This window comes from Bacillus sp. S10(2024) (genome assembly GCF_050473865.1).
Taxonomy (GTDB): domain Bacteria; phylum Bacillota; class Bacilli; order Bacillales; family Bacillaceae_G; genus Bacillus_A.
In genome coordinates this window covers 3355353-3380586 of record NZ_JBFLUR010000002.1, presented here as the reverse complement: position 1 = coordinate 3380586, position 25234 = coordinate 3355353, and the positions used below count along the sequence as shown (strand labels likewise).

At 36.1% G+C, this 25234-nt stretch carries 27 protein-coding genes, 2 pseudogenes and 1 riboswitch; of the genes and pseudogenes, 15 read left to right on the top strand and 14 right to left on the bottom strand.

What is annotated here, in order from left to right:
• Nucleotides 1-196 precede the first annotated feature (196 nt).
• From AB1280_RS17140 to AB1280_RS17130, 3 genes are all read left to right on the top strand, one after another.
• Nucleotides 197-949 (top strand): phosphotransferase family protein, encoded by a 753-nt coding sequence (locus AB1280_RS17140; RefSeq protein WP_272190886.1) that lies wholly within the window; start codon nt 197-199, stop codon nt 947-949.
• A 136-nt stretch (nt 950-1085) separates the two neighbouring features.
• Nucleotides 1086-1466, top strand: a complete 381-nt coding sequence (locus tag AB1280_RS17135) for a VOC family protein (protein ID WP_429756551.1) — start codon at nt 1086-1088, stop codon at nt 1464-1466.
• Between the two features lie 342 nt (nt 1467-1808).
• Nucleotides 1809-2567 (top strand): putative protein N(5)-glutamine methyltransferase, encoded by a 759-nt coding sequence (locus AB1280_RS17130; RefSeq protein WP_429757361.1) that lies wholly within the window; start codon nt 1809-1811, stop codon nt 2565-2567.
• 53 nt (nt 2568-2620) lie between these two features.
• On the opposite strand, the gene AB1280_RS17125 is transcribed toward AB1280_RS17130, so the two are convergent.
• Nucleotides 2621-3127 carry a mismatch-specific DNA-glycosylase gene (locus tag AB1280_RS17125; RefSeq protein ID WP_272190890.1) on the bottom strand — a complete coding sequence of 169 codons (507 nt, stop codon included), beginning with the start codon at nt 3125-3127 and terminating at the stop codon, nt 2621-2623.
• A 350-nt stretch (nt 3128-3477) separates the two neighbouring features.
• Here AB1280_RS17125 and AB1280_RS17120 point away from each other — a divergent pair, with 350 nt between their 5' ends.
• Nucleotides 3478-4077 carry an undecaprenyl-diphosphatase gene (locus tag AB1280_RS17120; RefSeq protein WP_429756550.1) on the top strand — a complete coding sequence of 200 codons (600 nt, stop codon included), beginning with the start codon at nt 3478-3480 and terminating at the stop codon, nt 4075-4077.
• 84 nt (nt 4078-4161) lie between these two features.
• Here the strand turns inward: AB1280_RS17120 and scfB are convergent, their stop codons facing one another.
• The 4 genes and pseudogenes from scfB to AB1280_RS17100 form a co-directional block, all read right to left on the bottom strand.
• Nucleotides 4162-5553, bottom strand: coding sequence for a thioether cross-link-forming SCIFF peptide maturase (gene scfB, locus AB1280_RS17115; RefSeq protein WP_272190894.1), 1392 nt, complete (start codon nt 5551-5553; stop codon nt 4162-4164).
• A 114-nt stretch (nt 5554-5667) separates the two neighbouring features.
• On the bottom strand, nt 5668-5817 hold the full coding sequence (scfA, locus tag AB1280_RS17110) for a six-cysteine ranthipeptide SCIFF (RefSeq protein ID WP_079999468.1): 150 nt from the start codon (nt 5815-5817) through the stop codon (nt 5668-5670).
• Between the two features lie 267 nt (nt 5818-6084).
• Nucleotides 6085-6243 (bottom strand): annotated as a pseudogene (locus tag AB1280_RS17105) (amidohydrolase family protein); the annotation flags it as partial.
• Between the two features lie 37 nt (nt 6244-6280).
• The gene (locus tag AB1280_RS17100) at nt 6281-7363 is read right to left on the bottom strand and encodes a TRAP transporter substrate-binding protein (protein WP_429756549.1); all 1083 of its coding nucleotides are present in this window, start codon (nt 7361-7363) and stop codon (nt 6281-6283) included.
• Between the two features lie 233 nt (nt 7364-7596).
• Here AB1280_RS17100 and AB1280_RS17095 point away from each other — a divergent pair, with 233 nt between their 5' ends.
• From AB1280_RS17095 to dctP, 3 genes are all read left to right on the top strand, one after another.
• Entirely contained in the window at nt 7597-9198 is a 1602-nt protein-coding gene (locus AB1280_RS17095) for an ATP-binding protein (RefSeq protein ID WP_429756548.1), read from the top strand.
• Nucleotides 9188-9886 (top strand): response regulator, encoded by a 699-nt coding sequence (locus AB1280_RS17090; RefSeq protein WP_429756547.1) that lies wholly within the window; start codon nt 9188-9190, stop codon nt 9884-9886. Before AB1280_RS17095 ends, AB1280_RS17090 begins: the two co-directional genes overlap by 11 nt.
• Before the next feature lie 122 nt (nt 9887-10008).
• Nucleotides 10009-11286, top strand: coding sequence for a C4-dicarboxylate transporter DctP (gene dctP, locus AB1280_RS17085; protein WP_429756546.1), 1278 nt, complete (start codon nt 10009-10011; stop codon nt 11284-11286).
• A gap of 49 nt (nt 11287-11335) precedes the next feature.
• Here the strand turns inward: dctP and AB1280_RS17080 are convergent.
• Nucleotides 11336-11641: pseudogene (locus AB1280_RS17080) on the bottom strand (alpha/beta hydrolase); the annotation flags it as partial.
• Nucleotides 11642-12202: 561 nt separating this feature from the next.
• Between AB1280_RS17080 and AB1280_RS17075 the strand changes: the two are divergent.
• The 4 genes from AB1280_RS17075 (at nt 12203) to AB1280_RS17060 (ending at nt 14432) form a co-directional block, all read left to right on the top strand.
• Entirely contained in the window at nt 12203-12826 is a 624-nt protein-coding gene (locus tag AB1280_RS17075; RefSeq protein ID WP_429756545.1) for a hypothetical protein, read from the top strand.
• A gap of 358 nt (nt 12827-13184) precedes the next feature.
• Nucleotides 13185-13709, top strand: a complete 525-nt coding sequence (locus AB1280_RS17070) for a hypothetical protein (protein ID WP_429756544.1) — start codon at nt 13185-13187, stop codon at nt 13707-13709.
• A gap of 146 nt (nt 13710-13855) precedes the next feature.
• Complete coding sequence (locus tag AB1280_RS17065) at nt 13856-14179, top strand: YbjQ family protein (RefSeq protein ID WP_429756543.1); 324 nt, start codon at nt 13856-13858, stop codon at nt 14177-14179.
• A gap of 1 nt (nt 14180) precedes the next feature.
• A complete protein-coding gene (locus AB1280_RS17060; RefSeq protein ID WP_429756542.1) occupies nt 14181-14432 on the top strand; it encodes a hypothetical protein in 252 nt (83 codons plus the stop codon).
• 88 nt (nt 14433-14520) lie between these two features.
• Here AB1280_RS17060 and AB1280_RS17055 read toward each other — a convergent pair whose 3' ends face one another.
• Nucleotides 14521-14982: a YusW family protein gene (locus AB1280_RS17055; RefSeq protein ID WP_272190906.1), complete on the bottom strand. Its 462-nt coding sequence runs from the start codon at nt 14980-14982 to the stop codon at nt 14521-14523.
• 356 nt (nt 14983-15338) lie between these two features.
• On the opposite strand from AB1280_RS17055, the gene AB1280_RS17050 reads away from it, so the two are divergent.
• Entirely contained in the window at nt 15339-16193 is an 855-nt protein-coding gene (locus tag AB1280_RS17050) for a helix-turn-helix transcriptional regulator (RefSeq protein ID WP_429757360.1), read from the top strand.
• 20 nt (nt 16194-16213) lie between these two features.
• A complete protein-coding gene (locus tag AB1280_RS17045; protein WP_429756541.1) occupies nt 16214-16744 on the top strand; it encodes a hypothetical protein in 531 nt (176 codons plus the stop codon).
• 145 nt (nt 16745-16889) lie between these two features.
• Here the strand turns inward: AB1280_RS17045 and AB1280_RS17040 are convergent, their stop codons facing one another.
• The 3 genes from AB1280_RS17040 to AB1280_RS17030 all read right to left on the bottom strand — a co-directional run bounded on the left by AB1280_RS17040 (nt 16890) and on the right by AB1280_RS17030 (nt 20737).
• The gene (locus AB1280_RS17040) at nt 16890-18533 is read right to left on the bottom strand and encodes an ABC transporter substrate-binding protein (RefSeq protein WP_429756540.1); all 1644 of its coding nucleotides are present in this window, start codon (nt 18531-18533) and stop codon (nt 16890-16892) included.
• Nucleotides 18534-18669: 136 nt separating this feature from the next.
• Nucleotides 18670-18775, bottom strand: a riboswitch (SAM riboswitch).
• A gap of 165 nt (nt 18776-18940) precedes the next feature.
• Entirely contained in the window at nt 18941-19750 is an 810-nt protein-coding gene (gene proC / locus AB1280_RS17035) for a pyrroline-5-carboxylate reductase (protein ID WP_429756539.1), read from the bottom strand.
• 135 nt (nt 19751-19885) lie between these two features.
• Complete coding sequence (locus AB1280_RS17030) at nt 19886-20737, bottom strand: GRP family sugar transporter (protein WP_429756538.1); 852 nt, start codon at nt 20735-20737, stop codon at nt 19886-19888.
• 349 nt (nt 20738-21086) lie between these two features.
• On the opposite strand from AB1280_RS17030, the gene AB1280_RS17025 reads away from it, so the two are divergent.
• Nucleotides 21087-21629 (top strand): GNAT family N-acetyltransferase, encoded by a 543-nt coding sequence (locus AB1280_RS17025; protein ID WP_429756537.1) that lies wholly within the window; start codon nt 21087-21089, stop codon nt 21627-21629.
• A gap of 23 nt (nt 21630-21652) precedes the next feature.
• Here AB1280_RS17025 and AB1280_RS17020 read toward each other — a convergent pair whose 3' ends face one another.
• The 3 genes from AB1280_RS17020 to modA all read right to left on the bottom strand — a co-directional run bounded on the left by AB1280_RS17020 (nt 21653) and on the right by modA (nt 23726).
• Nucleotides 21653-22141: an NUDIX hydrolase gene (locus AB1280_RS17020; RefSeq protein WP_429756536.1), complete on the bottom strand. Its 489-nt coding sequence runs from the start codon at nt 22139-22141 to the stop codon at nt 21653-21655.
• Between the two features lie 101 nt (nt 22142-22242).
• Complete coding sequence (gene modB, locus AB1280_RS17015; protein WP_429756535.1) at nt 22243-22917, bottom strand: molybdate ABC transporter permease subunit; 675 nt, start codon at nt 22915-22917, stop codon at nt 22243-22245.
• Nucleotides 22918-22925: 8 nt separating this feature from the next.
• Nucleotides 22926-23726, bottom strand: coding sequence for a molybdate ABC transporter substrate-binding protein (modA, locus tag AB1280_RS17010; protein WP_429756534.1), 801 nt, complete (start codon nt 23724-23726; stop codon nt 22926-22928).
• 165 nt (nt 23727-23891) lie between these two features.
• On the opposite strand from modA, the gene AB1280_RS17005 reads away from it, so the two are divergent.
• Complete coding sequence (locus AB1280_RS17005; protein WP_429756533.1) at nt 23892-24821, top strand: substrate-binding domain-containing protein; 930 nt, start codon at nt 23892-23894, stop codon at nt 24819-24821.
• A 59-nt stretch (nt 24822-24880) separates the two neighbouring features.
• On the opposite strand, the gene AB1280_RS17000 is transcribed toward AB1280_RS17005, so the two are convergent.
• On the bottom strand, nt 24881-24985 hold the full coding sequence (locus AB1280_RS17000) for a DUF3948 family protein (protein WP_272190918.1): 105 nt from the start codon (nt 24983-24985) through the stop codon (nt 24881-24883).
• Between the last annotated feature and the right edge of the window lie 249 nt (nt 24986-25234).

Here is a 25234-nt window from a genome sequence, read left to right as displayed (position 1 = left end):
GTGTTTTTATGGTAAAAAGAAAATGATTAAACCTTTTTATAAAATCGAAACTTAAATTTGCTGAAAAAGAATCCATTTTGATTAATCAAATGGATTCTTTTTTATTAACTAAAAGTACAATCTAGCGGCAGAAGGATTTCACTATCATTACACCGAATTTGACAGTATTATAAATTATTTCAAGGGGAGAAAATAATTGAACCTGGGTGATCCAATAGCTACAGGAAATACCGCAAAGATATATCTTTGTGATAATAAAATTGTGAAAGTGTTTAAAAAACACTTTCCAAGTACAGAATCTTTATACGAGACAAAGAAACAAGAATACGCTTATTCATGTGGGCTTCATGTTCCAAAGGTATTAGAAGTTACAAAAATAGAGGGTAGACAGGCAATTGTAATGGAATATGTGAAAGGGAAAACAGTAGGTGATCTCTTAATGAGTGATATGAAGCTAGCTGAGCATTACATAAGTGTTTGCGTCAATGTGCAACAAAAGATGCATGCTGTTGTTGTTGATTCAAATTTACTTGAACCGATGGTGAAAAAACTACATCGCCAGATTGAATCCGTACATCATTTAGATGAAAAACAAAAGGATAAATTATTAAGAAAATTGGATTCAATGGTATTTGAACCTAGGCTATGTCATGGAGATTTTCATCCATTTAATTTGATCATGAGTAACGATAACGTGAATATTATTGATTGGGTTGATTCTAGCTCGGGAGACATTCGGGCAGATATATATCAAACGTATCTATTGTATTCACAGTCTTCAGTAGAATTAGCTGAAATGTATTTACGTATATATTGTAAAAATACGGGTTTATCTAGGGATGAAGTTTTTGGATGGGCTCCTATTATTACTGCGGCAAGATTATCAGAAAATGTATCTTCAGAAAATATAGAACGTCTAAATAAGTTAGTGGATCAGTATTGTAATTAAGGGAACGATGAAAAAATTGTTTAGGCTTTATATTTGTTATAATCATTAGGCGATTATATGATGAATCTCAAAGTATAATGAAATGTTAAATGAAAAAATCAATATTAACTGAAATAGAAGAAAGTGGGGAAAGTAAATGATTAATAAAGTCGGTCAAATTATGTTATATGTAAATAACCAAGATGAGGCAGTGCAATTTTGGACAGAAAAAGTAGGGTTCGGTGTAGTTTCTGAGGAAGATAACGGCCAAGGGTTTAGATGGATTGAAATTGCTCCAACTAAAGAAGCTGAAACAAGTATTATTCTCCATAATAAGGAATTTATTGCGAAAATGTCGCCTGAATTAAATCTTGGAACACCTTCTTTAATGTTCTTCTCGGAAAATTTCGATAATTTATATAGTGACTTATCACACAAAAATGTTACAGTCGGAGAAATTGTAAATATGCCTTCTGGTAGAATATTTAACTTTGCTGATCATGAAAATAATTATTTTGCAGTAATGGAAAAAAAGTAAATTCCTAAATTATAGGTAAAAAAAACACCAAAACGAATTTTAATTGTTTTCATGTTTGTGATAATAAAGTCATTTAAAAACACACCAAGAGAGATTATGATGACATCTCTTTTGGGGTGTTTTTTTGTAAAGCGTAATAAGAAAAATTCTAGCTCCAACTTTCAGATAGAAACTAAAGTTTTAGACTGGAAAGAGGGTTAAACTGAACGGCAATGTAAGCCACTAATCTAATGAGTAGAATGTGAAGATGGGCAGGAGGGGAATGTTATGGATTCAAGGAAAGCATCTTTGAACCTTGAGAAAGCCGAATGTGGTGGTTTTTATGGGGACACCATTTATACAATGATCGTTAACAGGCTTCAGGCCGCTGGTTGTGTTTTCGCCGAAGATGAGGCCCAGTTGCTTATTTCTGCGGCCATGACGCCGGCTGAGCTCGCCGCCATGGTGAACCGGCGAGTAGCTGGTTTGCCCCTCGAACACATCACCGGATGGGCGGAGTTTTGTGGTCTGCGGATAGCGATGGACCCGGGAGTCTTCGTACCTCGCTATCGTACAGAGTTTCTCGTCCGCCAGGCTGCCGAGCTCACTCGGCCAGGAGCTGTCGTGGTTGACCTGTGCTGTGGTTCAGGGGCGCTTGGCGCTGTACTAGGTGCAATGCAGGAACGGATTGAGTTATACGCCTCCGACATTGACCCTGCTGCGGTGCGTTGCGCGAAGCGCAACGTCACTGCAACCGGTGGTCGTGTGTACGAAGGTGACCTCTATGAACCATTGCCCGCCACACTGCGCGGCCGCGTCGATGTCCTAGTTGCGAACGCACCTTATGTACCCACCGAGGCAATCAGGCTGCTTCCCTCCGAGGCTCGCATACACGAGGCGCGTGTGGCGCTCGACGGGGGAACGGACGGGCTTGATATACAGAGGCGGGTGGCGGCTGAGGCCTTACTTTGGCTGGCACCTGGCGGGTATCTGCTTGTTGAGACGAGTGAGCGGCAGGCGCCGCATACTGTCGAGATATTCACTCGTAATGGGTTGATAACGCAGTTGGCTAGTTTTGAAGAGTTGGATGCCAACGTGGTCATCGGAACGAAGGTGCAATAAAAATGTAGGAGGATTAAATAAAAATCGGATGGGCTTGCCTACCCGTCGATGTTTTATTTATATACTAATTTAGCAAGCTGCTTATAAATCCCTACAATTTCTTCAAGTTTCATTCTTACTAATCCGCTTGAGGATGGCGCAACAAAGTCAATTGTTCCAGATATGACTGGTTCAGACTGCTGTCCCCAGGGGGCTACTTTTTGTCCACTATATTCCTGATAAACACCTTTCCCAACAAAACAGACTACTTTTGGTTTTAACCGTATAATTTTTTGTTTTAAAATCTCTTTTCCTTCTTTATACTCTTCTTTTGTAATTTCATCCGCTGCCTTAGTTGGTCTTGCTACTATGTTTGTAAGACCCATATCTAGATCCAACAGTTTATAATCTTCCGAAGCATCATATTTTTTGGGAGTTAATCCTGCTTCATAGAGAATTTTCCAAAAGCGGTTATTGGGATTGGCGAAGTGATGTCCTGCCTCACTTGAGCGAATACTTGGATTAAAGCCGACGAATAAAATGTTTAAATCTTCTTTAACATGATCATGAATTGGGTTCAAGATTAACCCTCCTTCTTTATGGAATGTAACCGTATCAAGTTTTTTTATTTTACCACAAGTTCTGGATCACACCTCCTATCAAAATATAAGGGGCAGTTCAAACAATGCATAATGTTCTGGTTGTTATTTTAATGGTGTTTTCGCACGAGGGAGAAGTAATTTTCCTCGTGTTTTTTCATTTCCTGTGAAGAAATGGGCTTTTGCAATTACATTTTCTATTTCTTAGTTAAGAAATAGTTAAGAAGTAGTTAAGTCCCATTTAAACCTTTTTTCCGATAATAAAATGAGAGGCATACAAGAAGGTATATGGCAATCAGTCTATCGCCTTACGATAAAGGAGGGGTTTGAAAATGTCTTTTTCTCAATTCAATATTGATGTTTTTCGAGCAATTAATGATTTAGGTAAACAATATTCGTTCTTAAACTCAGCCATGGTGTTTTTGGCGGAATATATGGTATATATTTTATGCTTAATTATTATCGTTTATTGGTTTACCGGGTCCAGAAAAGGTAGGATGATGGTTATTCAGGCGATGATTGCTTTTGTAATTGCGGAGGTGATTGGAAAAATAGCAGGGGAATTTTATTTCAATTATCAACCGTTTGCGGTGTTGCCGGATGTTAATAAACTTGTCGACCATGCTGTAGATAATTCATTCCCTAGTGACCATACGATTCTCTTTTTTTCAATTTGTTCCTCGTTATGGCTTGTTCGTAAAAAGACGGGCTGGTTATGGCTTATACTTGCATGTTGTGTAGCGATCTCTCGTATTTGGGTAGGTGTTCATTATCCTTTTGATGTTGTAATAGGAGCTTTAATAGGATGTATTTCAGCGTTATTTTCGTATTGGTTCGTACCGAGATTTTCTTTTATTACACAATTGCTTACTCTATATGAAAAAATAGAGCAACATGTTTTACCATCCAAAAACAAATCAAAGGGTTTTTGAGTATACAAGTATAAAAATCTTTAAAGAGGCTGAGCATAAGTCAAACGTTGACTTATTTCTTAGCCTCTTATTATATCCTTGTACTTATTCAGCTTTTTCCATAGCTCTCATGGATTCAGCTACTTTAACCATCATGGAACATTCGACTCTCTTACGGAAGATGTCACAACTGAAATCGTAGATTCCATTGATAGAGCCAGTTGCGTGCAGCGCATTGGCAGGGCAGCCGCCGCTGCAGTAAAGCTTCGCCCAGCAGTTCTGACATTCCGGCTTAGAATAACAGTTGCTTTCTTTAAATTGGCACTGCGTCTCTTGTTTTGTGATTCCATCCCAGATGTTTCCCATACTGTATTCTTGATCTCCAACGAATTGATGACAAGGGAAGAGCTCACCCCATGGCGTGACAGCGAGATATTCAGTTCCTGAGCCACATCCTGAAATTCTCTTTTGGATGCAAGGGCCTTCAGAGAGATCGAGCATGTAATGGTAGAAGGTGAAGCCATTACCTTCTTCTTCACGCTTTAGCATTTCCTTGGCTAGAATTTCGTACTGGTTGTAAATCTCTGGGAGGTCCTTTTCGGTGAGCGCATATGGTTCCCGCGGATCACAGATAACCGGTTCCATGGAGAGCTTGTCGAACCCAAGATCTGCGATATGAAAAATGTCATTGGTGAAGTCAACGTTGTTGTGGGTGTAGGTTCCACGCACATAGTATTCTTGATCTCCACGCTTTTCGACGAATTCCTGGAACTTCGGAACGATATAATCGTAGCTTCCCTTTCCAGTTACTGTTTTACGCAGGTGATCGTGGACTTCTTTTCTGCCATCAAGACTTAATACGACATTGTACATTTCCTTATTTAGGAAATCAGTGACCTCATCGTTTAAGAGCATACCATTTGTTGTGAAGGTGAAGCGAAAAGTCTTTTTGTACTCTTTTTCCTTGCTTCTTGCGTAAGTCACAATTTGTTTAACAACTTTCCAGGCCATAAGCGGTTCTCCGCCGAAGAAGTCGACGTCGAGGTTTCGATGGTGACCGGAGTTTTCCAATAGATAATCGATAGCTCCTTTGCCAACCTCATAGCTCATGATTGCTCTGTTTCCGTTGTATTTTCCTTGGCTGGCAAAGCAGTATTCGCATGATAGGTTGCATGTATGTGCGACGTTGAGACAGAGGGCCTTTACATAAGTTTGGCGATTTCTTAAATCAACTGAGAGATTCTTATATTCATCCTCAGTAAAGAGTTGTCCATCATTTTTCAACTCTTCAATATCTGCGATTGTTTCTCGAATGTCTTGCTCAGAGATGCCTGCATCATGTGCGTATTTTTCCAGTATCATCGTTACGATTGCTTCCGCAGGAGTAGTTTCATAAAGCGCAATAATTTCATAGGCGAGATCGTCGACAACATGTACTGATCCACTATAGGTATCGAGCACGATGTTGTAGCCGTTTAGTTTATATTGATGAATCATACTTGATAATCAAGCTCCTTTTATTTATAAAGTGAAACTTCCGTTATACCTGTTAATACGGGATAAAAATGGCCGCCCATCTGGGAAGCAGCTGGGCGGTACATGTCTTGTTTCCTATCTGTTCATTGTGTTTTCACACTTTTGATTTGCAACTCCGCAAGACGTTTTGCAAGCGGATTGGCAAGATGTTTGGCATGCACCACATCCACCGTGTTTTACCGTATCTGTCAGTTTACGAGTGCTAAGTGTTACGATTCTTTTCATGACGTATAACTCCTTTTTAAGAAATAAGGTTAATATTTGTGAATGATTTCACATTAAAAAATACACTTTGTGAATTAGTTCACATTAATAATTGAAGTTTGTGATTACTTTCACATTAATTCCAGTAATAATTTTAACAACACCTTTGATTTACGTCAATCATTCGTGGTGTCTTAATAGTACATAAACTCCACTTGAGTGTTTTACTTGTTAGTCAAATAAGAACCCCCACTTCAAGCGGTATCAGCTAGTCAGTGGGGAAAAAGATTAATGGAAATCTGTATGACGATACGTTTCTTTTCCTTTCAAAAGAGTAAGTAAAATTTTTGTCTTATAAATATCATGTTTTGGAACTTTAAATAAATTTTTATCTAATACAACAAGGTCTGCTTTTTTGCCAACTTTAATGGATCCGGTTTCCTTCTCTTCTTATAATCATTAAGAATGGACGGATTTTTTTATTTTATGGCTTTTGTGATTGTAGTTCTTGTGCTCGATGCTTCCTTTGTAATTCCTTCAACTCTTCTACCAAATCTTCTCCAATCGTAGGAGCAAGTTTATCATATATAGGTAATAGTGTTATTTCCCAATCTTTTCGTTGTTCATTGTTTAGTTCATGAATTTGAATCGATGAGTTTTGTTTAATAAGTTCAAGTTGTTCTTTATTTATTTGAGCGGCTTGTTGATTATTCCAAGTAGTAGTTTCTTCCATTGCTTCCGTTAATATTTGCTTTGTTTTGGGAGCTTGCTCGTTCCAAGTTTTTTGATCCATCATGACAACGTATCCTAAATATCCGTGGTTACTAATTGTCAAATAGTTTTGAACGTTATAGAATTTTTTAGAGTAGATATTTGAAATGGTATTTTCTTCACCGTCAACTTTTCCTGATTCAATTAATTGATATGTAGAATTGAATGCATCTTGATGCGATTTAACCTTTAATAAATCAAATTGAGATTGGATGACATTACTTTGCATAATGCGAAAAGATTGTCCTTGTATATCTTTTGGTGTATAAATAGGTCCTTTGTTTGAAGTGAGCTGCTTAAAGCCGTTGGACCAGTGGGCGAGCCCTTTTATTCCATCTTTTTGTAAGGATTGAAGTAACTGTTCCCCAATTTTTCCGTTTAAGCCTTCTTGCAAGGCTTCATAATTTGAAAAAGCAAATGGTAAATCAAGTACACCCCATTCAGGGGAGAACGTTCCAAGTTTTGATGTGGAAGGAGCAATAAATTGTACTTGTCCGGATTTTAAAGCGCGAAATTCTTCTATATCAGAATATAAGCTGCCGTTAGGGAAGACCTCTATTTTTATTTTACCATTTGATTTTTCATTCACGAGTTCCGCAAATTTGTTGGCAGCAAGTCCCTTTGGTGTGTTTTCTGCAACAACATGACTAAATTTAAAGACGAGTTGGTCTTTTAGTCCTTCTTGGTCATCGTCATATGAGAGTTCATTGTGAGGAGGGTGACTCTGATAATAAAGAAATAAAGCGCTTGCAATGGAAATGGTGAAAAGGAGTATAAAGGTAGCTGCTTTTTTCATCGTCGTTCTCCTTTTGAAGTCGTTATCCCGCTATTAACGAGCAGTAAGCCCCCCACCTCAAGATTCAGAGAGAAGCAAGGAAGTTAGGTGGGGGAAAACTGTCCGTAAAAGCCCGATTGGTTCAACTAACCATCAGTGAGAAATGCGTCACTGATGGAAGTTTCACTTTATTGTAAGCATACCTAGAAGATTTCTATTCGTAAAGATGCTTTTAGGGGAAAGGAGTGCTAAGTGTGAGGGATTTACCAATCCGTTGGAAGATTACGATTCTTTCTTATGCAGTTGTTATCGTTTCACTCATGATTGGTGGCGGGATTATCGTCGCAAATATTCAGCAAAAGGAAGAGACAGAATTAAGAATTAGATCGATGAATACGGCACGAACGGTAGTAGAAATGTCAGATGTAAAGAAGTCTCTTCAAGAAACAAATGGATGGATGACATTAAATTCTGTGATTGAAAATATTAGAGTCATTAATGAAACAGATTATATTGTCGTCATGAATATGGAACGAGTCCGATATTCGCATCCCGTGAAAGAAATGATTGGAAAACATTCGAAAGGAGCAGATGAAGAGGCGGCGTTTGCAGAACATATTTATTTTTCAAAAGCACAGGGAGAAATAGGGACTGTCATTCGTGCTTTTATGCCTATTAAAGATCAAAATTTAAACCAAATTGGCGTTGTTGTTGTAGGAAATAAGATACCAAACTTCTTTGAGATTATGAATGAATTAAAGGGAGAGATTCTTTTTATCGTCGTCTTAACTTTAATACTTGGATTGATAGGTTCATTAATGCTTGCTAATCATATCAAAAAACAGATGTTTCAGTTGGAGCCATATGAGATTAAAAGAATACTTGAAGAAAGAACAGCAACCTTTCATTCCATGAATGAAGGGGTGATTGCCATTGATAATCAAGAAATAATCACGGTTTTTAATGAGAAAGCGAAGCGAGTTTTTCATGTAAATGGTGATGTTGTTGGACAACCTATTCGTAAAATATTACAAGATACAAGGCTTCCAGAAATCGTGGAGAAAAATCAAGCAGTATACAATGAAGAGATAAAAGTAAGTGGCAAGGTCATTTTAAGTAATCGTATACCTATTAAGAAGGGTAATGAATTAATTGGAGCTGTGGCAATTTTCCAAGATCGTACGGAGGTAACAAAACTTGCGGAAGAATTAACTGGGGTGAAGAACTTTGTTGAGGCACTGCGTGTACAAAGTCATGAGCATATGAATAAACTTCATACAATAGCAGGTTTAATTCAGCTTGGTAAAGCTGATAAAGCCCTGCAACTTGCCTATAACACTTCAGAGGAGCAGGAGAGCGTAAGCAATTTTCTAAATGAGACCATTAAAAATGATGCCGTTGCAGGGCTTCTTTTAAGTAAAGTAAGTAGAGGGAAAGAGCTTGGAATTCAAGTGAGCATTGATCAAAATAGTTATCTGGAGGCTTTTCCATACCAAGTAGATCAACATGATTTTGTTGTTTTATTAGGAAATTTAATAGAAAACGCATTTGGATCATTTGAACAAATTGAGGCCGCGAATAAGAGAATCGATATTAGTATCGAGCAGTCAGAGGACGTGTGTGCAATCTTAATTGAAGATAATGGCTGCGGGATAAAAGAAGAATATTTACCGAGATTATATGAGAAAGGATTTACTGTGAATAAACGTGATGGGACAGGTTATGGTCTTTTTCTAGTAAAGAAAATTGTTGAAAAGGGGAGAGGAGAAATTAGAATTTCATCTTTTGAAGGTGAAGGAACTAGCTTTATCATTACTTTTCCAATGGGGATGGAGGCGGAATTGTATGGCGTATAAAGAGGAATTTAAAGTAGTGCTAATAGAAGATGATCCAATGGTTCAGGAGGTAAATAAAGAGTTTATAAAAAGTGTAAAAGGGTTTCAAGTAATTGCTATCGCCAGCAATGGCGAGGAGGGGATTAGCTTTGTAAAAACAATGAATCCAGATCTTGTTATTTTGGATATTTTTATGCCTAAAAAGGATGGTATTCAAGTATTACAGGAATTTCGAAAACAACAATTAGAAACAGATGTAATTGTTGTTTCTGCTGCGAAAGATAGGGAAACAATTAAACTCATGCTGCAAAATGGAGCAATAGATTATATTATTAAACCTTTTAAGTTGCATCGCATCCAGCAAGCGTTAGAGAAGTATCGCCAATATAGAATAAGTTTGAGAGATTCTGGAGCTATTTCGCAGGAGCAGCTAGATTTATTATTATATTCTGGGCGCTCTGAGAGAACGGTGAGTAATTTACCAAAAGGTTTGAACGAGTTTACATTAAATGAAATTGTAACGTATGTAAAGCGGCAAGAAGAACCTCGTTCTGCTGAAGATGTGGCACGTGCCATTGGGATAGCTAGGGTAACGGCTCGTCGTTACTTAGACTATTTAGAAAAAAGAGGTGTCATTCATTTGGCAGTTCAGTATGGCGGAGTTGGAAGGCCAATTAATCGTTATGTGTTTCGAGAAACGAAAAGTTAAGACCAAAATGAACAAAATATTCGTTATGACCATAAACTTCTCACTTTTTCGTGTAAACGCTATCATTATGTTAGAAATAAACAGATAGAAAATTTAGAAAAATCAGGGGAGTGAGAAGAAAGGTGAAACGTCTCTTTAAAAACTTAACCTTTCAAGTATTAGCGGCTATTGCATTTGGGGTGTTAGTTGGATTACTTTGGCCAAGTGTTGGTAAAGAAATGAAGCCGTTAGGCGACACATTTATCAATGGAGTAAAAATGGTAATTGCACCGATTATTTTCTTAACAATTGTACTCGGTATTGCCAAAATGGGAGATATGAAAAAAGTTGGTAAAGTCGGCGGAAAAGCTCTTATTTATTTTGAGGTAGTAACGACATTTGCCCTTATTGTTGGTTTAATTGTTGTAAATGTTATGAAGCCAGGAGAAGGCCTTAACTTTAATGAGCTTGCAAAAGGAGATGTATCAAAGTATACGCAAAACGGAGGACATGGCCTTAACTGGATTGAGTTTGTAACCCATATCGTTCCGTCTAATATGGTTGATGCGTTTGCGAAAGGTGATATTTTACAAGTATTATTCTTTTCGATTTTATTTGGTGTAGGATTAGCGGCTCTTGGAGAGAAAGGAAACTCAGTAATTGATTTCTTAGACAAACTTTCACACGTATTCTTTAAAATTATTGGCTATGTAATGAAAGCTGCACCGATCGGGGCATTTGGTGCTATGGCATATACAATTGGTCACTTTGGCCTTGCTTCGCTTGTACCACTTGGGAAATTAATGATGTCAGTATATATAACGATGTTCTTATTCGTTTTTGTTGTTTTAAATATTATTTGTAAGATTTATGGATTTAGTTTATGGAATTATTTAAAGTTTATTCGAGATGAAATCTTAATTGTATTAGGAACAAGTTCTTCTGAATCTGTATTGCCAAGAATGATGAATAAGATGGAGCGATATGGCTGTTCAAAATCTGTTGTTGGTCTTGTGATTCCAACAGGTTATTCCTTTAATCTTGATGGTACATCTATTTATTTATCGATGGCGGTTGTCTTTTTAGCACAAGTATTTGGTATCGATCTAACGATTGGACAGCAAGTTACCATTATTTTAGTACTTATGTTAACGTCTAAAGGTGCTGCGGGTGTGACAGGAAGTGGATTTATTGTATTAGCATCTACGTTAGCTGCGTTAAAGGTTATTCCTTTAGAAGGATTAGCGTTACTTCTTGGGGTGGATCGCTTTATGAGTGAAGGAAGAGCGATTGTAAACTTAATTGGAAACGGGATTGCGACAATCGTTGTCGCAAAGAGTGAAAACGAATTTGATGAAGAAAGGCATGCAGAAGCCATTGCTGGTACAAAAGTGTTAACAGGGGCGAAGGAAGCTGTATAATGCATAAATAGAAGGAACTATCCACTACATTAGGTGGATAGTTTTTTTGTTAGTGTATTTCCGTAGCTATCCTTCTTTGAATAAAGTTGATGGTATTTGTTGCAATTCTTTTGCGATTTAGGACAATTCCAGCATGTCTCCCGTTATATACATATCGCATAGGTTCTCCCCATGATTTCCATAAGTAATCAGTATCTTCGAGATGGACATATTGATCGTTTTTGGCAGAGATTAATAGAATATTGTTTTTGGTCATTACCGGAACAGTTTGGTTGGGTTCTGTGATTCTCCAATATTTTATTAAATCATTGTAAGTCATTCCATGTTCTTGTAAGTCGGCTTTAACATATTTCCCGGTAGCATAATTTGGGTTATTAACATCTTTCATTTGAAATTGAATATCGATTGAATTGGTTTTATAAAATTCTTGGATGCCTATTGTTTCTAACATTTTGTTAGGAAGAGAAGAAAATTACAATTCTTTGCTGCGATTCTTGTGAAAACTATATAAGGCATATAAGTCGATTACTTTTGAAAAGAACAAAATGTTATACCCCCAATTGTAGAAAATACTTCATTGTATGATTTTATAATTTTTGGTTCATCACCAAAAGACGGGGATGACATTTAGATAGATGTACACTCTACTCCGAGTGGACGCTTTCCGCGGGCGAGAGCGAGCCTCCTCGGCAAGCCTGCGGGGTCTCACTTTCCTCGCTATTCCCGCAGGAGTCGCCACTCTTCGTTCCGTGTATTGAAAATGATTCACTTTCAAAAAATCAACCCCATGTTACGGTGATAAACCAATTTTTTGATCAAAAGGAATAGATTCCCTTTACTTTTGTGACTTGAGGGTGTCCAAACTTTCTTTTTTAAACTACATATACTAATTAACAAAAAGGAAGGAGAGATACTAATGGAAGAAAACATAACTGGTAGTCCTTATATAAATACTGAACAAGGTGTCTATCATTCTGTAAAGCTGCAGCAGGCAATTGATCAAGCTTTTCGAATTCCTGTATTTTTAAGTACAGTAAATACTTTAAATCAACTGCAACAACAATTTTTAGATCGACTTATTTTAGAAATTGAACAAGCTCTTCTGTTTCCTCGTACAATCCCTCGAAGTGATCAATATCCTGAAGCGCCATTAACAAGTATACGGAGAATGATATTATCTAGTTATGGATTAGTAGCGGTCAATTTTCAAAGATTTTTTGTTCAAGGTTTAAGAACAAATGTTGGGCCATTTGAACCGCAAACACCATTTTGGGAAGGGACTCCGTTTTCACAAATTGAACCATCGATGGGTTATCAATATGGGTTACCATTATTATTAATTCGAGAAACTGGAACGGATGTTAATAGAGGGATTTGGCAGTTAGGAAATGCTCCATTTTTAATATTAGACTGGAATTCTGAAACACAATCTATAGACGCATTTTTTAACAGTGTTTCATGGAGAGAATTCTTTGCGAACTGGGTAGGACATGTTAGAAATGGTTATTACTTGCAAACAGAACCGCAATTTAAGTATTGAATTGTTACAGTAGTGGACGAAAAGAAAAGCTTCTTCCGATTTAGGAAGGAGCTTTACACTATTAAAATTTATTTGGAAATTGTTTTATAATACCTTCTGTAAGTGTGTCGGCCATTTTAATAATATGGTCTTCTCCTTTTTGATTTACATAAATGTTCTATTTTTAGTTTGTATTGCTTTGCCGGTTTTATTCTTCTTACCTAGAAAAGGGGATTGTCATATAAGCAATGTGGATAAAGTGACGATATTGTGAACAGAATATTGCTGTAGTTATAAATGAGAGCAGATACGTGTAAATTTTTACTTGTTATCGCTATAATAATGAGAGAAGACATGTGAACAAAAGGAGCAGTTTGAAATGAAGCAAAAAGCTTGGGGTGTGATTCTGCTTAGTAGTGCATTACTATTAGCAGGATGTACTAGTAATAAGGAAGCAAAACAAGAAACGAAAGAAAAAGTAGAGCAAACAAACCATAAAGAAGACAATCCTGAAGATTTGAAGGTGTACCAATCTGTACATAGTCAATATGAAGACAAAATTAACAATGAAGTAAATGAAGCTATGAAGCTTTGGAAAAAAGCGGAAGAGGATTCTGGAAAGGCAATGAAACTTCCGAAGTTTAAAGAAGATGTCCAAAAGTTAAAGGATAATACGTTAGCAGATATTGAGAATGTGCGTAAAGAAATTCGGGTTCCAAAATCAAAAGAAAAAGAAAATGAATTATACACAGGCTTTTTAAATGAAACAGAACAAGCGGTGAAAAAATTAGACCAATTAGTGAAAGAAGGCGACACTTCATTAATTCGCGATATTGAGGTGCACCTATCTACAGCAGTTAATTATTATGACCGCTTTAAAAAAGAAGAGAAGGAAGCGAAATAACTTTGTTTTTAAACAAAGTTATTTTTATTTTATGAGAGATATTTTGTTGGACTATAAATATTTAATTGGAATGGAGGAATGTTGACATTTTTCACATATATTATTATCATTATCGATAATGATAATAATGAGAGGAGTTGAATGAAATGATTGTTGTAACAACGGAGGGTTTACCAGGTTATGAAGTGAAACAGACGTTAGGAACGGTATTTGGATTAACAGTGCGAGCAAGAGGATTAGGGAAAGATATTATGGCTGCATTCAAAGGGTTATTTGGAGGAGAGATTTTACAGTATACAGAGATGCTTGAGGACGCAAGAAAATATGCGTTAGACCGCATGGTTGAAAATGCCGCAGCAATGGGCGCAAATGCAATTATTATGGTTCGTTTTGATTCAGGAAGCTTGAGTCATAATATGAGTGAGATTGTAGCGTATGGTACAGCTGTTATTGTAGAAAAGGTTGAATAGTATGTGGAAAGGTATTGTAATCTATTTTTTTGTACAGATCATTATTTTCCTTCTTATTTTACTAATGGCTAAGAGAAAAGATAAAAGATTACAAGATAATCATGGTACAGAAGTGCCCAATGGGTATGTATTTACAGGAGAAATATACTTTGATCCAACTACGAGAGAGAAATATGAAGTATATTATAACAAAATGGATGGGAAAAGATTTCATAAAAAATGTTTTAATGAAAATAAAGAAATTATAAAGTAGCCCTTTAGACGAAAGTTAAAAGGGCTACTTTATTACTATCTGTTCGAATTTTTATGATATATATAGGTGTACTTTTAGAGTGCACCTTTTACTTTGGCATTTTATATTCTTTTTTCGTTCCATCTGTAAAGACAACTTCTAAGTCGAATTTTTCATAGTCTTTGTCCAGTTGGAATACATCTACTACTTGATTAATGACATCTTCATCTTTTGTGTCTTTATCAAATTTTAGTTGTTGTAATAGTGGAGTGAGCTTTGTTAATGCTTCATCTCCAGCTAGCTTTTCATTTGTTTTACTATCGTCTAATTTTACCTCGGGCTTGTCACTTGCTGTTTTATGTTTATAGTCAGCTTCGTAGTCTTTCTTTGTATCTTTGTAGTTTGCTTTTAAATCAAATTCATTAAAGCTTAATTTTAAATCTTGGTTAGCTGCTTGTTTTCCACCTTCTGTCGTTTTCTTATCAGTAGTTGTATCCTGTTTCTTAGGTGTACAGCCTGTCATTGCAGGTAATAGCATGAATGCCAAAAGGATTGAAAATAAAATTCTCATTTTGTAAAGCCTCCTTAGTTGTTTTCAAATAAAGTTTTTCCAATATTTATCTTTTTATGTAAGGGAAAGGAATATTTTTTTATAATAAGAAGATGAAATATAAAGAAAAAGTGATTGTTCCAAAGAGCTAGAAAATGCCATGTTTGTGGGAGCAATCACTTATTTTTTGCTAGACACCCTGTTATTGCAGGAAACGGCATGAGTACGAAAAGATTTTCTAATTTCTATGTGTCGAAGAGAGAAATATCGCAATTTAAATCAAAAAATATATGGAATATTTGTGTTAAATTGGAAACGCAAAGGGAGTGGTGAGTGTGCAGAGGTATGGTGAACTATTAAAACGTGCAATTGATTATATGGAAAAGCATATTGAGGAAGAACTGACTTTAGAAGAAGTAGCTTCTTATTGTGCTATGTCTATGTATCATTTTCATCGGGTTTTTCAAGATAATATTGGAATGAGCGTCAACTCATATATTCGGAAGAGACGATTAACATATGCAGCACAGGCATTAGTGATGACAAATCGATCTGTATTAGATATTGCAGTGCAGTATGGGTTTTCCTCACAAGAAGCATTTACTAGAGCCTTTAAAGGTATGTTTCATTTACCACCGAAAAGGTATCGGACATATTTTCAATCATTTTATATAGCAAGGGAGGGCGTTTCAATGCAAAAAGGATTACCGAAAGGATGGGTGTTAAGTGGAAGTCACCCTGGAGAATATGAAATGGGAATAGACTATGAAACTGTTCATCAAGGAAAAACATCAGCTTATATAAAAGCGAAAGAGGATGTTACACATGGTGGATTTACAACACTTATGCAAATGTTTAAAGCTGATAAATACAAGGGAAAACGTTTGCGCCTAACGGCATTTATTAAAAGTAAAAGTGTGAAAGATTGGGCAGGACTGTGGATGCGTGTGGATGGAAAAGATACAGAGCCATTAGCTATGGATAATATGCAAAATCGTCCAATTAAAAATACGACAAACTGGGAGCCTTATTCAGTTGTGCTGGATATAAAAGAAGAGGCGATCGGAATTGCATTTGGCATTTTATTATCAGGAGAAGGCTGCATATGGGCGGATAGTTTTCGATTAGATGAAGTTGATGAAAAAGTGGCATCAACGGACTTAGCGGAAAACTTTTATGAGACTCTTTCTGAAGAACCTACGAATTTGCAGTTTGAAGATATAGAAGAATAAGAAAGGGTGAGAAAGAACACATGTGGAAAATGTTATTCTACTCAATATCGGAATTATTGAAATTAGAAACCCCTTTTTACTTCTTTATATGGTTTTTTGCACTATTTACAGTTGGCATGTTAAGTGAAATATTAGGAGTAATAGGGAAAAACAAGCCAATTTTAAAATCTCTATTTAAGGCTAGTATAGAATGTTTACTTGGATTAATTATTTGTATCGGTATTGGTATTCTATTATTTCGTATTATTCATTTCATATTCCCGGGTCAAATTGAACCTTATGATGTTGCCTATGGAAGATGGCTAGCATTTATTGCATTAACCTTATTTTCAGTTATCGGATTTTTAGTGAAGATTACAAAACAAAAAACAAGGATATGGTTGAAACCAGCGGGAGTCATTGTTCAATTTTTCTTGTTTAGTATAAGTGTTTGGGGAGCAATTACTATTTTTCATCCATCTTTACATATGAGTCTGCTAGTCACACTTTTATTTAGTTCTATATTAACTGTATTCCAGTTTCTTGTTTGTTTATACGAGTATCGGTCTTGAATATTTCTAAATAAATGTAAGTGATCCCTTTCATTTAGAAGACAAAGCTTATATGGTGCGTTAAAAGAAGACGGAGAAAATTATTCAAGCGGCAATCGAGTTAGTAGAAGAAAAAGGTATCCTTAAATGGGATACCTTTTGTATATTACTTTTCGATTCTTGCCCATTTAAAGTTTAATGGACCTGCAAAATCAACCTCAACGATACCTTTTACATAAGAGCGCTGTAAATAAGATTTTCCGTTTTGATATAGAGGTGAGATTACCGCATCTTTAAATAAGATTTTTTCTGCTTGTTTTAAAGCTTCCCAGCGTGCTTTTTCATTACCAGCGAGATCTGTTTTTACTTTTTTGATTAAATCATCAAATTCCTTATTAGAATAATGATCTAAGTTGTATGGATTACCGGTTGTGAACAATTCTAAGAATGTAATTGGATCAGCAAAGTCTGGACTCCAGCCATCGATACCAATTTCATAATTGCCTTGTAATAATAAAGTTACTTGTTGCTTACGAGGCTGTGGTTTTAATGTAACTGTTAATCCTTCTAAGTTTTTCTCAAGTTGCTCTTTTAAATACGCTCCTGTTTTCTTTGATAAATCCGTATCGCTTGTTAAAAGTTCTAGTGTAATTTTATCTGGTCCAAGTTCTTGTTGTGCTTGTTTCCATAATTTTTGAGCCTCTTTTGGACTTTCTTTTGTTAAGTCACCATTTTCAGCGCGGAAGTCTTTTCCGTTCGGTCCTTTTGCAAAGTTTTTTGGAATAAGCGAGTAGACTGGAAGAGAGCCATCATTCAATAGAACATTTACAAAAGCTTTTTTATCGATTATTTTATCAATAGCTTGGCGAGCATTAATGTTTTGTAGTACTTTATTTTGTTGGTTCATGCGTAAAAATTGTACACCGACAGCTGGTCGTTCTTTAAAATTAGAATCTTTACGGTATTTATCAACTAAATCAGATGTTAAAACAACACGGTCAAGTTGTTTAGATTCGTATAGGTTTACCTCTGTTGATTTCTCTTTCACGATATTAAAGTTAATTTCTCCCAACTTTACAGCATCTTTATCCCAATAGTTTTGGTTTTTCTTAAATTGGTAGCTTTGTTCATGTTTCCAATTCTCTAATGTAAAGGCCCCATTATAAATTAATGCGTTAGACTCTAAAGCGTACTTCTTGCCTTGTGATTTAAAGAATTCTTCGTTAACAGGCAGGAATGTTGGGAACGCTGTTAAACTAATAAAGTAAGGCACAGGGCGGTCTAACTCTACTTCCAATGTTTTATCATCAATTGCTTTTACACCTAGTTGATCAAACGAAAGCTCCTTATTGTTAATCTTTTGCGCATTTTTTATGTCAAAGAATAAGAAAGCATATTCAGAAGCTGTTGCAGGATCAACAGCACGTTGCCAAGCGAATACGAAGTCTTTCGCTGTAACAGGTGTTCCATTGGACCATTTTGAATCTCGTAAATGAAACGTATATTTTGTTTTATTTGCATTAACATCATGAGATTTTGCGACACCAGGAACAGGTTTGTTTCCTTCTCCAAGGTTATATAAGCCTTCAAATACGTTTCTCATCACTTGCCCAGAATCGGTATCTGTTGCACGTGCCGTATCCATCGTACGAATTTCAGTAGGAGATGCTAAGTTAAGTACTTGTTTATCAGGTGCTTTATCTTTTGCTTTTGCATCGTTCGCGTTATCTTTATTATAGCTACCGCATCCTGTTAATAATAAGCTTGCTCCTAAAACAGATGCGACAGCAGGTAAAAATTTCTTTTTCATGTTTTGTTCCTCCCTAAATTGTTTGTTTTTTTGTTGGCCAACAATTATGAGGGAAATAAAAATTCCCTCTTTTCGTATATAAAAAGAGGGAATTGAGTGTTTATAAATGTGCGCACATTTATAAACAAAGTCCCTCATTCTATCTTTCAAGCAAATTGCTTGCAGGAAGTGGCACAGTATTCGCAAGCGAACCTGTTGCCGAGGTTTCACAGGGCCAGTCCCTCCACCTCTCTGGATACAATGAGTAAACATAATAAACAAGTTTTAAATTTTGTGTTGCTTTGATTATTCAAAATACTACCACTGAGATAAAAACATTGTCAATTAGGTTATTAATATTTCGAATTTTCAGTTTAACAAAAAGCAAAGTCATCAAACATCTGCTTAATGACCTTAAATCCCTAAAATTAAATTGCTTTTCCACTAGCTTTTTTATTTGTTGCTTCAATTGCCTCTTGTATCATGTTCATAAAATTATTTTCATATAATACTTTCAAACCTGCTGCAGTTGCGCCGCCGGGTGTTGTCACTTGCTCACGAAGCATAGCAGGATTGTTTTCACTTTCTAGCATAGAAGCAGACCCCGTAATCATTTTAATTACGAGATGCTTTGCAGTTATCTCATCGATACCATACCGTTTTGTTGCTTCAATTAAGCTCTCGGCAAAATAGTAGAGAAAGGCAGGGGCGCTTCCTGTGACAGCTGTTAGTTGATGAATTTCTTCTTCTGTACATAATTGTGCGTCTCCAATACCTTTTACGAGCATTTGCAAAATTTCAAGGTGTTCTTTGCTTACAAAAGAGCCTGCTGTATATAAAGAAATGGATTTCCCGATTGTAGCAGCTGTATTTGGCATAATCCAAGCAACGGCAGCACCTTTAGGAAGCTTTGGTTCTAAATAAGAAGGTCCAATACCAGCTGCAACTGTTACAATAAACTGATTGCTGACAAGTGGAGAGAGTTCAGTTAACAGTTGTTCATGCGCTTCTGGAGGCATTGCTAAGACGATAACATCAACATCTGCCGCATATTGTTTCCAATCTGTTGTTGTAGAAACAGCATACTTTTCACGCAACTCTGTAAGCCTTTCTTGATTTCGTTGATTGGATACGATAATCTCAGCAATGTGCTCTTTACTTGTATGAAGAAGCCCAGCAAAAAGGGCTTCAGCCATACGACCTGCACCAATAAACAGTACTCTTTGTTTCTTTTGCATATTTTTTGATCCTTCCTGTAGGAAATGTATTGCTAAAACGATAACATTGATAAAAGAGAATTGTAAAAAGAAAAGGCTTGTATACAAAAAAATCCTAGTTTCAGAAAGTAGGATTTCCGAAACTAGGATATATCATTAAGCTTTTGCCAAACCAAGTAGAACAGCCCCACCAATAATTAAAGCACTACCAAGCGCGATAAATACCATTTGACGTTTTGTTTTCTTTTCACCTAAGAAGACAATTGCACCAAACGTTGAGATGACAATCCCTGTTTGAGATAATGAGAAGCTTGTTGCAACGCCAACTCGTGGTAAGGAAAGAAGTAAGAATAAGTTTCCTGTTCCCCAAAGTAGACCAGATACGATATTACGAATTGCATATTTGTTAAATGGCTTATGCTTAAATGTCAGTATAACTGCTCCAACAAACATACCAACTGCTTGAGGTAAAATAGCAGACCAGCCATCGATATTGTACCAACGAATAATGATTACATACATAAAATAACCAACAGTCGAAACAATTAGAGTCAGTAACCCTTTTTTCAATTGTCCCTGCGGTTGTGCATTTTCTTTATCATCTAAAGAAGTAAAAACAACACCGACTACGATTAAGAGGATTGCAATCGTTCCCATAATGATTGTAGTAGTAGTTGTCCATTCATGAAAGGCAATAACCCCAAAGATAGAAGTAGCTACAAGCTGCATGCCTGTTGAAATGGTAACTGTTGTTGAAACGCCTAATGTTTGAACTGTTTTTAATTGATTGACTTGTCCTAAAGCCCAAAATAAACCTGAAATAAAGCCAATAATTAATATAGTTAAAGATAGTGCTGGTGTTGTAAATGCATACATAATTGTTGCGAAGAATAGAGCGCCAATTGTCATACCTACCGTTTGGCTATATGCACCGCCACCCATTTTTACACTTACCAGTAAAACATTTCCCCATGCTAATGCAGGAAGAAGTGCTAATAAAATGTCCATTACAAGACTCCCTTCTTGTTATAGCAATAAAATATATGTAGTTCTAATGATTGGTAATTTTCCACTTAAGAAGTGATCGTTAAAACGATGAAGTAGTGATGTTTATAAGGAGAACGCAGTCATTATATAAACGCGTTTTCATATCTCCTTTTTTGGCACCTTCATATAATAACAGGAAAGAGTCTCTTTTAGAAAGTAAATTCAAATAGAATGTATATTTCTATGAATATGAAAATTGTAATAGTTTATGTGGAAATTTGAAGATATAATAAATTATAACAATTTGGATTTTTTATCCATTTAAATTGATGGAGTACGGGGAAAATAGAATATAAAGGGGATGTAAGCTGTGGAAGGTTATGTATTGCAAGAACAGAAAACAAATAAGATTCAAGTGGTAAGAGCAGATATAAGTCATGTCGAAGGGATTGCCAAGGTTTGTACAGATGGATGGCTAGCGACATATGAAGGTTTGCATAGTCAGGAATATATTGATCGTGTCATTGAAGAATACTATAATCATGAGCGTATTCATAAAGAAGTACTGACGAATAACGAAAATTGGTATGGATGGTTCGTCGCATTGGAAAACGAGAAAGTTGTTGGAGCAATTGGGGGAGGCACAACAGGTGAAAAGTGTGGAGAAATCTTTGTCCTATATTTAGATCCGAATCGAAGAAGAGAAGGAATCGGGACATTGTTGGTAGATTATTTTACAGAAATTCAAAAAGAAAAGGGGATTGTAGAGCAGTGGGTGTCGGTTGCCGAGGGGAATGAAAAGGGAATTCCCTTTTATGAAGCAAAAGGATTTGTAAAACAATCTGAACGCCCGAGTCAGGGAAGTACAGAAGAAGAACCGTCTGTATCTTACCGGTATTGCCGAAATATATAGTAAAATAGCCTCTGCTAAAGAGGCTATTTTACATTTGCATGTTCCTTTTGTTCGTAGTGCACAATCTGATTATTGTGGAAAATAGAAGTATGGTCATATACGCCTTCTTCTTGTAAAACCGTGGGTAAAAAGTGCTTTGTTAAAGTGTTTGTTCCTCTATTTTCTTTAGATAAAATCCAAGAAATGTGTTTCCAGTCTAAAATTCCTTCAGCTACTTTTTTCGGAGTGTGATAAGAAATATGAGCTGGGAAGGTAGCGGTAAAAAGGTACAATCCACTGGAATTTGTATTGTCAGTTGTCCATGATAATGTTCCTTTATACATGACTTCTTTCTCCGTAAAATGTAGTCCTGTCTCTTCCTCAATCTCACGTAGAATGCATGCCATTGGCGTTTCCGTTTCTATCATTTTTCCACCAACGCCATTCCACAAGCCTTGTAGCGGTGCTTTTTCCCGATTTAGCATTAGTATTTCATCGCCGTTTCGGATAAAACAAAGTGTTTGGTTATACATATAATTTCCCCTTAGTTTCTATAATTCTACATAAACGTCTAATTTCCATTTCATTTCGCGGGAAATAATATAAAAAACAGTAGCTTTGTCGAAAGCTACTGTTAGAAAGAAATTACCTTTTTATTGATAAATTGAATGAGTAATAAAAAGACAATTGACATACCGACAGTTGTAAGAACGAGTGCCCAGGCAAGCGGCATGTTACTTGCATCAATTGCCATATAAATTGCGGTTGGAATCGTTTGTGTTTTACCGGGAATATTACCAGCGAACATAAGCGTTGCACCAAATTCTCCTAGAGCGCGGACGAAACTTAAAATCATTCCACCTAATAGAGAAGGGAACGCGAGTGGTAATGTTACGTGTAAGAACACTTGCATTTCATTTGCTCCAAGATCTCTAGCTCCGTCTTCAATTTGTTCATTGGCAATGATAAACCCTGTTTTTGCTGACTGGTACATAAGTGGAAATGCAACTACAGTTGCAGCAATCACAGCAGCCCAAGATGTAAACATAATCGATTGTTGAAACAAGGTTTCGATCCACTGACCGATGGGACTTTTTTTTCCAAAAATAATAATGAGGAAAAATCCAATTACTGTAGGCGGAAGTACCATCGGCAGTAGAAAAATGGTTTCTAATAAAATTTTATAGCGCTTCGAGGATCGAGCTAAAATACGTCCAATTATCGTTCCGAACACCATCACAATGATCGTAGAAAGTGCAGCAACTTTTAGTGAAAGAATGATAGGTGACCAAAATGTATCAAATATCATAGCTACAATTACAGCACTGTAAAACCATATTTTTTAAAGGTGGTTATAGCGTCTTTAGACTGTAAATATTCATAAAAAGCAGTTGCCTCTTTTTTATGTTTCGTTGCTTTTACAATACCTAATGGATAACGGATTGGTTTGTGTGAATTTGCCTGTGCTGTAGTAGCAATTTTTACTTTCTTTGAAATAAGGGCGTCTGTTTTATAAACAATCCCTGCATTAACGTTTCCTGTTTCTACGTATGTTAGTACTTGGCGCACATCTTTTGTGTATACGATTTTATTTTGAAGGTCGTTCCAAAGATTTAAATGAGTAAGCGCCTCTTTTGCGTATTTTCCAGCTGGAACAGATTCAGGTGTACCTAGTGCGATTTTTGTTACTTGCTCATCTTTTAACGATTTAAAATCTTTTAGATTACTATCTTTAGAAACAACTAATACTAGCTCATTGCCGAGTAGATTTTTCCCTTCTTTCTGATCAATAAGTCCTTTCGTTACGAGCGTTTGAAATTTATCTTCTGCGGCAGAGAAGAATAAATCAACGGGAGCTCCTTGTTCAATTTGCTGTTGAAGCTTGCCAGAACCGTCGAAGTTAAATGAGAGCTTTATATTTGGTTCTTTCTTTTCATATTGTGTTTGAATCTCTTTTAATGCATCTTGTAAACTAGCTGCTGCAGAAATGGTAAGTTCAACTTTTTCTTCTTTAGCAGTGGTTTTTTCTTGTTTATTTGTGCTTGTACATCCCGTACTGATTACGAGAAGGAGTGTGAATAAAATACTGCAAATAAAACGAAATATGTACTTGTTCATCTTCATTTCTCCCTTCTTTTATCCCGAGTTTAATTATAACTAAATATAATCAATTATAAATAGTTATATTTAGTTATGTTGTGATTTTTCTCACGATAGTGAAAATAAATAGAAGCAAAACTGCTATTTTTGTTACAATGAAGGCAGAAAGCGAGGAATCGGTTTATGGATCATCATTCCTACACAACAGAAGAAGTAGCGAAGCGTTTAAAAGTATCGAAATTAACGGTTTATGATTTGATTAAAAAAGGTGAATTACCCTCTTATCGAGTTGGTAGGCAAATGCGTGTTGATGCAAGTGATTTAGAGCAATATATTACAGAGATGAAAACAGGAAAAGTACAGGCAGTTTCTTTATCTATGCAAGTAATGAAGCCGCCTAGCAAATCTGATTCTTGTATTATTAGTGGACAAGATTTATCTTTGGATATGTTAACGAAACATTTAGAGAGTCGTTTGAAAGCTTCTAATATATTGCGGGCATATCAAGGGAGTTTGACAAGTTTGGTTCAGATGTATCAAGGAAAAGGAGACATTGTTAGTCTTCATTTGTTCGATGGGGATACGGGAGAATACAACATTCCGTATGTAAAACGAATTTTAGTCGGACAGCCTTGTGTTGTTATGAATTTATTATCAAGAACATCAGGTTTTTATGTACAAAAGGGAAATCCGAAACAAGTGCAGACATGGAATGATTTATGTAATACATCCATTCAATTTGTAAATAGGGAAAGAGGATCAGGTATTCGTGTTCTTGTCGATGAACAATTGCGTATAAATGGAATATCGAAAATGGACATTTGTGGCTATGAGTGGGAAGAATCAAATCATATTGGTGTTGCTTCTCAAGTTGCAAATGGAAAAGCAGATGTAGGAGTAGGGACGGAAAAGGTAGCGCAAATTGTAAATGTAGATTTTGTTCCGTTTATACAAGAACGTTATGATTTAGTAATTTTAAAAACAGAAGAAAACATTGAGTTGATTAAAACAGTAAAAGAGGTATTACTGTCTCCTGAATTTCAAAATGAACTGCGTGCTATTGGTGGTTATGAGATAAGTAAAACGGGTCAAATTATATATGAAACAAATTAAAAAGTGCTGCTTGTAGAATTACAAGCAGCACTTTTAATATAAAGGGGGGGAGTGGATTTTCATACAAGGACATGTGCAAGTGCATAAATAACTACTGTAAGAAGAGCTGCACCGCTTACAAGTCCCATGTAATCAAATTTGTTAAAACTAATTTGGTTTTCCATTATAATCTCTCCTTACTTATGTAATGCAGTACAACAACTTTTTTATCGATAAGGGGGATAACACGAGCCGCATCGTAGTTGCGACCCTTGTTTAGTATGTGAGTGCCTTTTCGCTGTGTTTTTGTTGTCCTGTTTCTGTTTTTAGTATATGGCAGGTGAAAGGGAGTAACTATCGAATTAGCTTACAGTAGGATTACAGTTTTGTAAGAAAAGATTTTGAAAATTGTCACTTAATTTTATTACCAACTA

Coding starts and splice junctions, on each gene's coding strand:
- AB1280_RS17135 (WP_429756551.1), top strand. CDS start 1,086: ATGATTAATAAAGTCGGTCAAATTATGTTATATGTAAATAACCAAGAT.
- AB1280_RS17130 (WP_429757361.1), top strand. CDS start 1,809: ATGATCGTTAACAGGCTTCAGGCCGCTGGTTGTGTTTTCGCCGAAGAT.
- AB1280_RS17120 (WP_429756550.1), top strand. CDS start 3,478: ATGTCTTTTTCTCAATTCAATATTGATGTTTTTCGAGCAATTAATGAT.
- scfB (WP_272190894.1), bottom strand. CDS start 5,553: ATGATTCATCAATATAAACTAAACGGCTACAACATCGTGCTCGATACC.
- scfA (WP_079999468.1), bottom strand. CDS start 5,817: ATGAAAAGAATCGTAACACTTAGCACTCGTAAACTGACAGATACGGTA.
- AB1280_RS17100 (WP_429756549.1), bottom strand. CDS start 7,363: ATGAAAAAAGCAGCTACCTTTATACTCCTTTTCACCATTTCCATTGCA.
- AB1280_RS17090 (WP_429756547.1), top strand. CDS start 9,188: ATGGCGTATAAAGAGGAATTTAAAGTAGTGCTAATAGAAGATGATCCA.
- AB1280_RS17075 (WP_429756545.1), top strand. CDS start 12,203: ATGGAAGAAAACATAACTGGTAGTCCTTATATAAATACTGAACAAGGT.
- AB1280_RS17070 (WP_429756544.1), top strand. CDS start 13,185: ATGAAGCAAAAAGCTTGGGGTGTGATTCTGCTTAGTAGTGCATTACTA.
- AB1280_RS17065 (WP_429756543.1), top strand. CDS start 13,856: ATGATTGTTGTAACAACGGAGGGTTTACCAGGTTATGAAGTGAAACAG.
- AB1280_RS17060 (WP_429756542.1), top strand. CDS start 14,181: ATGTGGAAAGGTATTGTAATCTATTTTTTTGTACAGATCATTATTTTC.
- AB1280_RS17055 (WP_272190906.1), bottom strand. CDS start 14,982: ATGAGAATTTTATTTTCAATCCTTTTGGCATTCATGCTATTACCTGCA.
- AB1280_RS17050 (WP_429757360.1), top strand. CDS start 15,339: ATGGAAAAGCATATTGAGGAAGAACTGACTTTAGAAGAAGTAGCTTCT.
- AB1280_RS17045 (WP_429756541.1), top strand. CDS start 16,214: ATGTGGAAAATGTTATTCTACTCAATATCGGAATTATTGAAATTAGAA.
- AB1280_RS17040 (WP_429756540.1), bottom strand. CDS start 18,533: ATGAAAAAGAAATTTTTACCTGCTGTCGCATCTGTTTTAGGAGCAAGC.
- proC (WP_429756539.1), bottom strand. CDS start 19,750: ATGCAAAAGAAACAAAGAGTACTGTTTATTGGTGCAGGTCGTATGGCT.
- AB1280_RS17030 (WP_429756538.1), bottom strand. CDS start 20,737: ATGGACATTTTATTAGCACTTCTTCCTGCATTAGCATGGGGAAATGTT.
- AB1280_RS17020 (WP_429756536.1), bottom strand. CDS start 22,141: ATGTATAACCAAACACTTTGTTTTATCCGAAACGGCGATGAAATACTA.
- modB (WP_429756535.1), bottom strand. CDS start 22,917: ATGATATTTGATACATTTTGGTCACCTATCATTCTTTCACTAAAAGTT.
- modA (WP_429756534.1), bottom strand. CDS start 23,726: ATGAACAAGTACATATTTCGTTTTATTTGCAGTATTTTATTCACACTC.
- AB1280_RS17005 (WP_429756533.1), top strand. CDS start 23,892: ATGGATCATCATTCCTACACAACAGAAGAAGTAGCGAAGCGTTTAAAA.
- AB1280_RS17000 (WP_272190918.1), bottom strand. CDS start 24,985: ATGGAAAACCAAATTAGTTTTAACAAATTTGATTACATGGGACTTGTA.